Genomic DNA, 11300 nt, shown 5'->3' on the forward strand with positions numbered 1-11300 from the left:
CACCTGATCCCATCCCGAACTCAGCAGTGAAACGATGCATCGCCGATGGTAGTGTGGGGTTTCCCCATGTGAGAGTAGGTCATCGTCAAGATTCAAACAAAAAGCCCCTGTCTGCACTGCAGACAGGGGCTTTTTCTTTTCCGACTACAACGCACTGCCGCAGGCTTCGACGGCCGTTAGCAGGCGAGTTGTGTGTCCAGGTAGTTCCGGATCACCCACGCACCATTGTTCAGGTGCTGCTCTAGCACTCTGACTGCCTCGTCGACCAATTTGTCAGCGGCAGCGTCCACCAGAGCGTTATGGTCGTCCTGGGTCAACTTTCCCAGTCCCATGGACGACAAGTGGAAACGCAGGAAGCGCTCTTCCTCGTTCAGCTCATTCTCGATCAGGCGCAGCAGTTTCTTATTGGATGCCTTGCCATACAGCGCCATATGGAACAGTCGATTAAGACGGCCGATTTCCGCATGACTGGTTTCGTTCTCCAACTGCTGGATGTAGCCACGGGCGCTGGCAATGTCGCTGGCATCAAGCAACGGGATCGACTGGCGCAGTGCTTCACTCTCGAGGAGCACACGCAACGCATAGGTGTCGACCGCGTCCTCGCCAATCAACGGTGCGACCACTGCGCCTTTGTGGATTTCTACCTTTAAAAGCGACTGCGCCTCCAGCTGACGCAGTGCTTCGCGCACAGGCATGCGGCTGACGCCATACAAATCGGCGATCTCCTGTTGACGCACGGCAGTGCCGGGTGGCAGACGGCCATCGAGAATGGCGCTGCGCAGGCGTTCTTCGATGACGCCACGGGCTAAGTGTGATGGCAGCTGCTCGCTGGCCAGCACGTTACTGAGTTTGATTTTCTCGGCCAAGCGAAGTGTGCCTCGACGACAAAAGTTGGATCCAATGACACTAATTAGAGGCGAGGGGGCTTGTCAAACTTTGCGCCCGCGACAAAGCGGGTGGCCCAAGCTCACAAATATGGTGGATGAGTTTCACCGGCAAAGGAAGCGACACACGCTAAGCGCTAACAATAAAGTTATAGCAGCCGACCACCGGCTAGATGATTGCGCGGTGCCATTGTCTTTTATGCGGCCAACCCGCACCATCGCTGCTTTCGGACGATCTGAACAGGGCTTCGCAGTGGCGATTACCCGGCTGCTCAAAACCGCCGTGCGACGTGTTGGCCTTGCCCTGCTGCTGGGAAGCTTGCTGCTGGGCGTGCTGCACGCGGATTGGGACTTTGCCGAGATCAGTCGCAAGTCCCAGGCCCTGTATGGGCCGCTTGGAGCAGGCAAGGGCCGTATCGATGCCTGGCAGAACCTGATGGCCACCCAGAGCCAGGGTAGCGAGCTGCAGCGCCTGCAGGTGGTCAACAAGTTCTTCAACCAGCAATTGCGCTATGTCGAAGACATCGATCTGTGGCACGAGGTCGACTATTGGGCCACACCGATCCAGGCGCTCATCAAGGGGGCAGGCGACTGCGAAGATTACGCCATCGCCAAATACTTCAGCCTGCGCCGCATGGGTATCCCCAGCGAAAAGCTGCGCATCACCTACGTCAAGGCCTTGCGCCAGAACCGCGCGCACATGGTCCTGACCTATTATTCAACCCCACAGGCGCAGCCACTGGTGCTCGACAGCCTGATGGATGCGATCAAACCAGCCAGCCAGCGGCCCGACCTGCTGCCGGTGTATGCCTTCAACGGTGAAGGCCTGTGGCTGACGGGCGCCGCGGGCAACAAGAAAGTTGGCGATACCAAGCGCCTGTCCCGCTGGCAGGACTTGTTGAAGAAAATGCAGGCCGAAGGGTTCCCGGCCGAACCGATTTACTGAAGGAGCACAGATGTCACTGTTCAAACAATTGCTGTTGGCCATTTGCCTGTTCCTGGTGGTCGCGTTCAGCGGCAGCTTCATGGTCAGCCTGGAAAGCTCGCGCAGCCAGTACGTCAACCAATTGCGCTCGCACGCCCAGGATGCGGCCACAGCGCTGGCATTGTCGCTTACGCCGAATATCGATGACCCGGCGATGGTCGAGCTGATGGTCAGTTCGATCTTCGACAGTGGCTATTACGCCAGCATCAAGGTCGTGGACCTTGATTCAAATGCCGTGCTGGTGGAGCGACATGCCGAGCCAGATCCAGGTAACGTGCCGGCCTGGTTCATCCACCTGATTGGCCTGGAAGCTGCCGGCGGCGATGCCATCGTCAGCCGTGGCTGGCAACAGGCTGCGCGGGTAGAAGTGATCAGCCACCCGATGTTCGCTATCGCCAAGCTCTGGCAGAGCGCATTGGGCAGCCTTGGCTGGCTGTTGTTGTGTGGCGCGGCCAGTGCAGTGCTCGGCGCCTTGCTGCTGCGCCGCCAGCTGCGCCCGCTGGATTATATGGTCGAACAGTCCCACGCTATTGCCCGCCGTGAATTCCTCAGCCTGCCAGAGCTGCCGCGTACGCCGGAACTGCGCCGCGTGGTGCAGGCGATGAACCAGATGGTCGAGAAGCTCAAGGCTTTGTTCACCGAGCAGGCCGAACGCAGTGAGCGGTTGCGCGCGGAGTCTTATCAGGACAGCCTCACCGGGTTATCCAACCGGCGATACTTCGAAATGCAGCTGACAGCCCGAGTCAGTAACCTGGAAGAGGCCCGCGCCGGTTACCTGCTGCTGCTGCGTGTACAAGGGCTGGCAGGGCTCAATGCGCGCCTTGGCGGCCAGCGCACCGACCAACTGCTGCAAGCGGTGGGTGAGCAGCTGCGACGTACCTGCGCCACCTTCCCAGAGACCAACGACCTGATCTCGCGTAGCCGTGGTGGTGAATTTGCCGTCCTGGCACCCGGTATGGTTCACGAGGACGCTGTACGGCTTGCCCAGGCACTTGAGGCGGCACTGCAGAGCCTGCACGAAACCGGTGCCAGCGATATCTCTCCGGTCGCCTGCATTGGCCTGGCACCCTTCAGCCCGGGGGATGCGCCGCAGGCACTGCTCAAACTGGCCGATGAGGCACTGGCGCGCGCCGAAAATCAGCCAACACCTGGCTGGGTCTGCCTGGAGCAGGGCGCAGCTGCCGTTGCTGGCGACAGCCAGCACGAGTGGCATACGCGCCTGGACGAGGCGTTCGTCAAAGGCCGATTTGAGCTGTTCTTCCAGCCGGTGGTACAGGCTCAGGCCACTCAACGGGTGCTCCACTACAAAGTGATCTCGCGGCTGCTTGACGAGCAGGGCGAGGCCTTGCCCGCTGGCCGCTTCCTGCCCTGGATGGAGCGCTTTGGCTGGATGTCGCGGCTGGACTTGTTGGTACTGGAAAAAGTGCTCGCGCACCTGCACAGCCACGACCAGCTACTGGCCGTCAACCTTTCCGCCGCGACCCTTGCCGACCCCAGGGCACTGCAGCGAGTCTATGAACTGCTGGGCCAGAACTCGGCGCTGGGCGAACGGCTGATCATCGAAATCGGCGAAGAACAACTGCCGGAGCAGGCTGCACTGGAACAATTGACCCGGCGTCTGCATGGGCTCGGTTTTGCTCTGGCGCTGCAACGGTTTGGCGGCCGGTTCAGCATGATTGGCAACCTGGCGCATCTGGGCCTGGCGTATCTGAAGATCGATGGCAGTTACATCCGCAACATCGACCAAGAGCAACACAAGCGGCTGTTCATCGAAGCCATCCAGCGTGCAGCGCACAGTATCGACCTGCCATTGATCGCCGAACGGGTCGAGACCGAAGGCGAACGGCAGGTACTGCAGGTTATGGGTATCGAAGGGATCCAGGGCCGGCTGTCTGGAGAGCCGGCGCCCTGGCGCTGACCTCAGATCAAGCCGCCTTCTTCCTCTTCCTCGATCAGGTTATTCAGGCTGCCCAGCGCCTTGCGCGCGCTGGAGCGGCTGAGCAGCTTGGCCTGTGCACCCGGCGGCAGGTCAGTGATGCTGAATACGCCCTTGGCTGTCAGCACCTCGATAAGGTCTTCGAGCACGCGGATCATGTCGAGGTCGCTTTGCTTGAGTTGCTTGAGGCTGTTTTCGACGACATCGTCGGCGAACCACTCCTGGATTTCCGCATGGTCAGCGGGCAGGATTTCCGTGTACTCGGCATAGGGCGCGGCTTCCACCCGCGCCAACTGCCCCTCGCCGTCGCGTTGCACATAGAACATGGCGTCCATCCTCGTCACGTTGAACCTTCAGGGTCGGTTCTGGCGCAGCATAGGCAACTTTGCCCAGATGCGCCTGCCCGTCAGCAGTTGCTGTTGTCGATCTTGATGGTTGGGTCGGCGCCGATACCATCTCCGGTGAAGGCAAGAAAACCACGTATTACCCGAATCAGATGCGGACCGAGAGCAGCCACCTGGGTTCGGATGCCAAGTCCCTGCAGCTTATCCTGGGATGGTGGCCACGGTAGACATCATGACCGGTGAAAAGACGATCATGAGTTATCTGCTCAAACCCATCATCAAGGCGCGCACCGAAGCCCTTCGCGAACGCTGACTTCACAGGGCATATTCAGGTTCAGTGGGAGCGGGCGCCGCAGTGGAGGGCACCGGCTGTGCCGGTGTTCGCGGGCAAGCCCGCTCCCACAGGGATTTCGCCCGCTTCAATATTACCGCTCGCGTAGCGCTTCGCTGCGGGCTTTCATGATCGGCTTGAGCAGGTAGCTCATGATGGTTTTCTCGCCTGTCATGATATCCACCGTGGCCACCATCCCGGGGATGATCAGCAATGGCTTTGCATCACTCCCCAGGTGGCTGCGGTCGGTACGCAGGCGGATGAGGTAGTAGGTGGTCTTCTTGTCTTCATCGGTGATGGTATCCGCGCCGATCTGCTCCAGTTTGGCCTTCAGCCCGCCATAGATGGTGTAGTCGTAGGCACTGAACTTGACCGTGGCTTCCTGGCCGGGGTGCAGGAAGGCGATGTCCTTGGGCAGGATTTTCGCCTCGATCACCAGCGTGTCGTCCAGCGGCACGATCTCGACGATATCGCTACCAGGCTGGATCACGCCGCCGATGGTATTGACCAACAGCTGCTTGATGATGCCGCGCACTGGCGACGTCACCAGCGTACGGTTGACCCGGTCATCCAGCGCCTTGCCGGTGGCAGTGGCCTTGTTCAGTTCGGTGCGGGCTTCGTTGAGCTGAGTCAGGGCGTCGCTGCGGAACTTGCCACGGGTCTCTTCGATCTTGCTCTGCACTTCACGGATCGCAGCTTCGGCGCGAGGAATAGCCAGCGCTGTGGCGTCCATCTGGCCGCGGTTCTCCACCTCAGAGCGGCGCAGGCGCAGGATTTCTACCTGGGAGACCGCTCCTTGCGCTACCAGCGGCTCGGACATGGCGATTTCCTGGCGCAGCAGCTGCAGGCTGTTGGCGTACTGGGCGCGCTTGGAATTGAATTCGCGCAGTTCCTGCTGACGCTGTACCAGCTGCTGTTCCAGGCCGGCGATTTCGTCGTGCAACTGCTGTTTGCGGCTCTGGTAGAGCGATTCCTCACTGGCTGTCTGGTTCGGCGCAGCCTTGCGCAGCTCAGGGTCGATGTTCAGTGGGCGGTCTTCCACTTCGGCACTCAGGCGCTCGACCCGCAAGGCCATGGCCTGGCGGTCTGCCTCGGTTTCGCCGACGTTGGAGGCGAAGCGCGTTTCGTCCAGGCGCAGCAGCGGCTGGCCGACCTCGACGATCTCCCCCTCCTTGGCATAGATTTCGGCGATGATGCCGCCCTCCAGGTTTTGAATCTTCTGCAGCTTGGAGGACGGAATAGCCTTGCCCTCGCCGCGGGTGACCTCATCGACCTTGGCGAAGCTGGCCCAGATGATCAGGAACATGAAGAATGCGATCACCCCCCAAATGGTCAGCCGCACCACCCGCGGGGCATCCTCGATCAGCGACTTGCCGACTTCGGGCAAGGGCTGCCCGGCAAACGATTCGGAGCCTTTGAAGTACCGGCGCAGGTTGTCTTTGACCTGTGCGAAATCCAGCTTATGCGACACTGATCTGCCCCTTCTTCAACGCATCCATGACGGCGGCCTTTGGCCCATCCGCTACGATCTGTCCGCGATCGATGACGATCAGGCGGTCTACCAGCGACAGCAGTGAGGCGCGGTGGGTGACCAGCAATACCGTCTTGCCCTCCATGACCGGCTGCAGGCGTTGCTTGAGACGTTCTTCCCCGGTGTTGTCCATGGCGCTGGTGGGTTCGTCCAGCAGCAGGATCTGCGGGTTCAGCAGCAGCGCACGGCCCAGGGCCACGTTCTGCCGCTGGCCACCGGACAGGTTCTGCCCGCGTTCGCCAACCTGCAGTTCATAGCCATCCGGGTGCAGCCGGGCAAACTCGTGCACGCCAGACAGCTCGGCGGCTTGCAGGATCAGCTCATCCTCGATGTAGCGGGCACCACTGACCAGGTTGTCACGCAAGGTGCCGGCCAGCAGCTGGATGTCTTGCGGTACGTAGCCGATGTTGTGGCGCAGTTCGCTGACGTCGATCTGGCGAATGTCCACACCGTCGACCAGCAGCGAGCCCTTGTCTGCCTCGTAGAGGCCCACGATCAGTTTGGCCAGCGAGCTTTTGCCCGAGCCGCTGCGGCCAATGATGCCGATCTTCTCGCCCGGCTTGACCGCCAGGTTGATGCCTTTGAGGGCTTGGTTCTGCTGGTTGGGATAAGTGAACTCGACCCCGCGGAATTCGATGGCACCCTGCAGCACCTGGCGGCTCAATGGGCGCTCCTCGAAGTTGCGCTCCTGTGGCAGCTCCATCATCTGGTCGGTGGAGGCCATGGTCACCTTGGCGTGCTGGTAGCGGGCCAGCAGGCCATTGAGCTGGCCCAGCGGGCCGAGGGCACGGCCGCTGAGCATGTAGCAGGCCACCAGGCCGCCCATGGTCAGGCTGCCGTCGATGATCAGGTAAACGCCCACGCAGATCATCGCCACGCCGGCCAGTTGCTGAATCAGCATGGTGATGTTCATGGCCAGGCTCGACAGCATCTTGACCCGCAGTTCCAAGCGGCTGAGGGTGCCGAGGGTCTGCTCCCACATGTACTGGCGTTCGCTTTCGGCGTTGTTGACCTTCACCGCGTCCAGGCCTGCCAGGGTCTCGATCAGGCTCGACTGGCGCTCCGAGGCCAATGCCATGGTCCGCTCCATGGTCGCCATCAGAGGTTTCTGCAAGGCGTAGCCGATACTCAGCGCCAACGGGAAAGCCAGGATCGGGATCCATACCAGGTGCCCACCAATGATGGCGATCACCAGCAGAACCAGCAGCGTGAAGGGCAGGTCGATCAGGCTGGTCAGGGTCAGCGAGGCGAGAAAGTCGCGCAGTCCCTGGAACTCGTGGATGTTTTGCGCATAGCTACCGACCCGCGCCGGGCGGAACTTCATCGACATGCCGACGATGCGCTCGAACAGCGTGGCCGACACGATCAGGTCGGTCTTCTTGCCCGCCAGGTCCAGGCACAGGCTGCGCAGGCCCTTGAGAATCAGGTCGAACACGTACGCGCCAGTAATGCCCAGCGCGAGCACCCACAGGGTCGAGGTCGCCTGGTTCGGAACCACGCGGTCGTAAACGTTCATCACGAACAGCGGTGCGGCCAGGGCAATCAGGTTGATTACCAGGCTGGCCGCAATGGCATCGATATACAGCCACTTGCTGCGCAGCAAGGTGTCACGGAACCAGGAGCGGGTCCGCGGAATGAGGTTACCGTGGTTGACGTCGTACTTGTGCTGCGGCTGGGCGAAGAACACCTTGCCGCTGAAGTCACCCTCCAGTGCCTCCCGGCTGACCAGCACCTCGCCACCGTCGCTTTCGCTGAGCAACAGGCGGGCGGTGTTGTCGTTCTCCCAGCCCAGCAGGACGGCGGCGCGGCCTTCCTTGAGCAACAACACGGCCGGCATGGCGATATTCGGGATCTGCTCCAGCTTGCGCTGCAGCAGGCGGCCCTGCAGGCCTGCACGGGCGGCCGCGCGGGGCAACAGCTCCATGGTCAGGCGCTGGGCTTCCAGCGGCAGCCCGGTGGTGAGCATGGCCCGGCTAGCGGGCTTCTGGTGCAGGACACACAGGGTCAGCAGGCTATCCAGTAACGGATCGTCATGCTGACTGCGTGGATCGTGGTTGAGCTGGACTCGGCTGACTTCGGATTCCACGCGGTGCTCTCTTCAAACCTTGCGGGTGATCAGGGGGCGAGCGCCTCAGTTCATGCCTGGGAGGCTCACGTTGGGTTTCATGTCGTTCTGCACGACGGTTGCCATCGGGGCGACCACGCCCTGGCTCTTGAGCAACTGGCCCATGGTCGCCTTGATGCGGTATTGCGTATACACCTGAATGTTCTTCACTTCCACCAGTCGGCGCTGGGCGGTGAAGGTCTCGTTCTCACTGTCCAGCAGGTCGAGCAGGGTACGCTCACCCAGAGTGAACTGCTGCTGGTAGGCGCTGCGCACACGGATGCTGTGATCGACATACTGCTGGGCGATCGGCACCTGGGCGTTGGCGTTCTCCAAAGCGTTCCAGGCCAGGCCCAATTCTTCATTGAGCTGGCGCAGGGCGTTGTTGCGGATATCCAGGGCTTGGTTGGCCAGGTACGACTTCGACTCGAGGTCGGCCTTGTTGCTGCCGCCATTGTACAGGTTGAAGTTCATCCGCAGCATCGCCTGCCACTCATTGTTGTGGCCTTGCATGCCGTCGAGGTTGTTATCGGCGGTGCGGCCCAGCTCTGCATCGAAGCGTGGGTAGAAGGTCGACTTGGCGGTTTCATACTGCTTTTCCGCCGCGGCGATGTCGGACTCGGCCGAACGCAGGATGGGGCTGCTTTCAACCAGTTGGCGGCGAGCTTCATCGAGGTTGGCAGGTAGCAGGTCGATGAAGGGCGCGGGTGCGCTCAGTTCGTCCGGCAGCTGGCCCACCACGCTGAGGTAGTTGGTATTGGCGTCGGCCAGGTTGGTCTGCTCGGTGATCAGGTTGTTACGGGCCTGGGCCAGGCGTGCTTCGGCCTGATCGAGGTCGGCGTAGCGGCCTACACCACGGCTGGTGCGCAGTTTGATCTGATCGAGTACACGTTCGTGGTTGCTCAGGTTGTCCTGGGCCAGACGCACCATCTCGCGGCGGGTCAGCACGTCCAGGTAGACCTGTGCCACTTCCAGCGCGGTGCGCTCGGAGGTGCCGAGCAGCGAATAAGCACGGGAATTGACGGTGGCTTGTTGGCGGCCGACTTCGTTGGAGGTAGCGAAACCATCGAAAACCATCTGCCGCAGCTTGATGGCCGACTCACCGCGATTGAGGGTATCCCAGCGGTTGCCGGTGCTTGGGCTGTCGGTGCCTTCACGGCCATAACCGGCGGTCAGATCGACCTTCGGCAGGTATCCACCTTTGGCTGCGCGCAGCTGATAATCCGCGGCCGTGCGGGCATTCACGCCAGCCTGGATCTCGGGATGGACCTCGAGTGCTTTCTGCATGGCTTCAGGCAGGGTCTGGGCTTGGACGAAGCTGATGGAAAGGGCGAACGGAAGAGCAGCGAATACAGATGCACGCATGTTTTAAGTTGTTCCCGAGGAATGCTTGTCGCAAATCACGGCCGAAGCCGATCCAGCCTGCAAAATGGCAACCTTGAATGACCGTAAGTGGACCGTTCCGAAGAGGTACCGCGAAAAGTACGAGGAAGGGTTACAAAGGTGAAACATATCAATGTGACATTACCCGACCAATTGTTTAGGATGGCGGGATGAAGGTCAATACTTTGGCATAAAGTTAATTCCCTTCCGTTATAGACAAATAACTGACGTAAATTTGGCGTCAATAAATACGCTTATGTACCCCTAATTTTCAAATTTTCACAGCGCGTAGCGGCGTTTGATGGCCGGCTAGGCAAGAAGCCCACTTGAGCGGCTATTCCGGAGAGTCCCCCCATGAGCAGTGTTGTTGCCATCGTCAAAAGCATTGTTGGCCAAGTCATCGCAGTATCCCCAGAAGGCATTCGCCGCGTTCTGATCGAGGGCGATCGGCTCATGGCAGGGGAGCAGGTACTCACCGGGGCTGGCGGGGCGGTAACACTGGAACTGTCCGACGGGCGGACCCTGGACCTGGGGCGCGATACCCAATGGAGCTCGGACGCGCCGGACAGCACAACCGACTTGACCCAGGCAACTGCCCAGGCCGCGCCGTCGGTCGAAGAACTGCAGCAAGCCATTGCCGCAGGTGCTGACCCGACCACCGACCTGGAAGCGACTGCTGCGGGCCCGGCTGCTGCAGGGGGCGGCTCGGTAGGGGGCGGCCACTCGTTCGTGATGCTTGCCGAAACTGCAGGTGTGGTTGATCCGACCATTGGCTTCCCGACCGGCCCGATCGGTTTCGATACCCAGCGCACCGAGCAGGAAGTCGGCGGGCTCGACACCAATGGCAACGCCACAGTAGCGGCGCCGATCACCACTGGCCTTACGCTCAGCGCCACGCCGAGCATTACCGAAGCGGGCGGTGTGATCGTCTACACCGCAACCTTGGGCCAGGCGCCGCTGACCGACCTGACCATCACCCTGTCCAACGGCCAGGTGATCGTCATCAGTGCCGGCCAGACCACGGGCACAGTGAGCGTCACCATCCCGCCGAACGATACGCCGTACATCGATGGCAGCGAGATCTCCACGACCATCACCGGCACCACTGGCGGTGGCATCACGGTCACTCCGAACCCTGCTCCGGCAGTCACCCAGATCGTCGACACCATCGATACCACCACCGTTGCCGTTACGGCGCAGCCGGCCAAGGAAGGTGATCCGAACATCACTTTCGAATTCCAGCTGAGCAACCCGCCGCAAGCCGGCAGCACTACCACACTGACCGTCAATGTTGGCGGTACCAGCTACAACATCACTGTCGACGCCTCCGGCAAGGGTACCCTGGTAGTTCCGAACACCAATGGTGACGATGTTTACGCTGATCCGTCGCAGGTGACGGCGACCGTGACTGCGGTGAATGGCGGCAACTACGAAGCTGTGGACCTGACGGGTGCGACGACGATCGCCACTGTCGAAGACACTATCGATACCACCACTGTGGCCGTTTCTGCCCAGCCGGCGAAGGAGGGCGACACCAACGTCACCTTCAACTTCCAGCTGAGCCATCCGCCGCAAGCTGGTAGCACTGTGACTCTGACGGTCAACGTGGGTGGCACCGACTACACCGTTAACGTGGATTCCACTGGTAAAGGTACCCTGCAGGTCCCGAACAGCAACGGTGACGATGTTTACACCGATCCATCGCAGATGACCGCGATTGTGACGGCGGTGAATGGCGGCAACTACGAAGCTGTGGACCTGACGGGTGCGACGACAACCGCGACCGTCGAAGACACTATCGA

At 60.9% G+C, this 11300-nt stretch carries 8 protein-coding genes, 1 rRNA gene and 1 pseudogene; 5 read left to right on the top strand and 5 right to left on the bottom strand.

The features are described from left to right. A 5S ribosomal RNA gene (gene rrf, locus H040_RS27010) occupies nt 1–91 on the top strand; the annotation flags it as partial. An 85-nt stretch (nt 92–176) separates the two neighbouring features. Here rrf and H040_RS27015 read toward each other — a convergent pair. Next, complete coding sequence (locus tag H040_RS27015) at nt 177–866, bottom strand: GntR family transcriptional regulator (RefSeq protein WP_027919382.1); 690 nt, start codon at nt 864–866, stop codon at nt 177–179. 217 nt (nt 867–1083) lie between these two features. On the opposite strand from H040_RS27015, the gene lapG reads away from it, so the two are divergent. Both lapG and lapD read left to right on the top strand, forming a co-directional pair. Further along, nucleotides 1084–1830: a cysteine protease LapG gene (gene lapG / locus H040_RS27020; protein WP_177326705.1), complete on the top strand. Its 747-nt coding sequence runs from the start codon at nt 1084–1086 to the stop codon at nt 1828–1830. Between the two features lie 10 nt (nt 1831–1840). Further along, nucleotides 1841–3787 carry a cyclic di-GMP receptor LapD gene (lapD, locus tag H040_RS27025; RefSeq protein ID WP_027919380.1) on the top strand — a complete coding sequence of 649 codons (1947 nt, stop codon included), beginning with the start codon at nt 1841–1843 and terminating at the stop codon, nt 3785–3787. A gap of 2 nt (nt 3788–3789) precedes the next feature. Here lapD and H040_RS27030 read toward each other — a convergent pair whose 3' ends face one another. Next, complete coding sequence (locus H040_RS27030) at nt 3790–4131, bottom strand: hypothetical protein (protein WP_027919379.1); 342 nt, start codon at nt 4129–4131, stop codon at nt 3790–3792. Nucleotides 4132–4244: 113 nt separating this feature from the next. Here H040_RS27030 and H040_RS27910 point away from each other — a divergent pair. Continuing rightward, nucleotides 4245–4462, top strand: a pseudogene (locus H040_RS27910) (HlyD family type I secretion periplasmic adaptor subunit); the annotation flags it as partial. Between the two features lie 112 nt (nt 4463–4574). On the opposite strand, the gene H040_RS27040 reads toward H040_RS27910, so the two are convergent. Genes H040_RS27040 through H040_RS27050 form a run of 3 tightly spaced genes read right to left on the bottom strand, consistent with a single transcriptional unit; the run spans nt 4575 to nt 9480 of the window. Then, a complete protein-coding gene (locus H040_RS27040; RefSeq protein ID WP_027919378.1) occupies nt 4575–5951 on the bottom strand; it encodes an HlyD family type I secretion periplasmic adaptor subunit in 1377 nt (458 codons plus the stop codon). After that, the gene (locus H040_RS27045) at nt 5941–8097 is read right to left on the bottom strand and encodes a type I secretion system permease/ATPase (RefSeq protein WP_027919377.1); all 2157 of its coding nucleotides are present in this window, start codon (nt 8095–8097) and stop codon (nt 5941–5943) included. The genes H040_RS27040 and H040_RS27045 overlap by 11 nt, the downstream gene beginning before the upstream one ends. Before the next feature lie 45 nt (nt 8098–8142). Further along, nucleotides 8143–9480 (bottom strand): TolC family outer membrane protein, encoded by a 1338-nt coding sequence (locus tag H040_RS27050; RefSeq protein WP_027919376.1) that lies wholly within the window; start codon nt 9478–9480, stop codon nt 8143–8145. A 372-nt stretch (nt 9481–9852) separates the two neighbouring features. Here H040_RS27050 and H040_RS27055 point away from each other — a divergent pair. Beyond that, nucleotides 9853–11300 (top strand): retention module-containing protein (locus H040_RS27055; protein WP_143512547.1); only part of this gene is annotated, 1448 nt, incomplete at its 3' end.

Origin of the sequence: Pseudomonas sp. URMO17WK12:I7 (assembly GCF_003269045.1) — a bacterium.
Classification (GTDB): domain Bacteria; phylum Pseudomonadota; class Gammaproteobacteria; order Pseudomonadales; family Pseudomonadaceae; genus Aquipseudomonas; species Aquipseudomonas putida_J.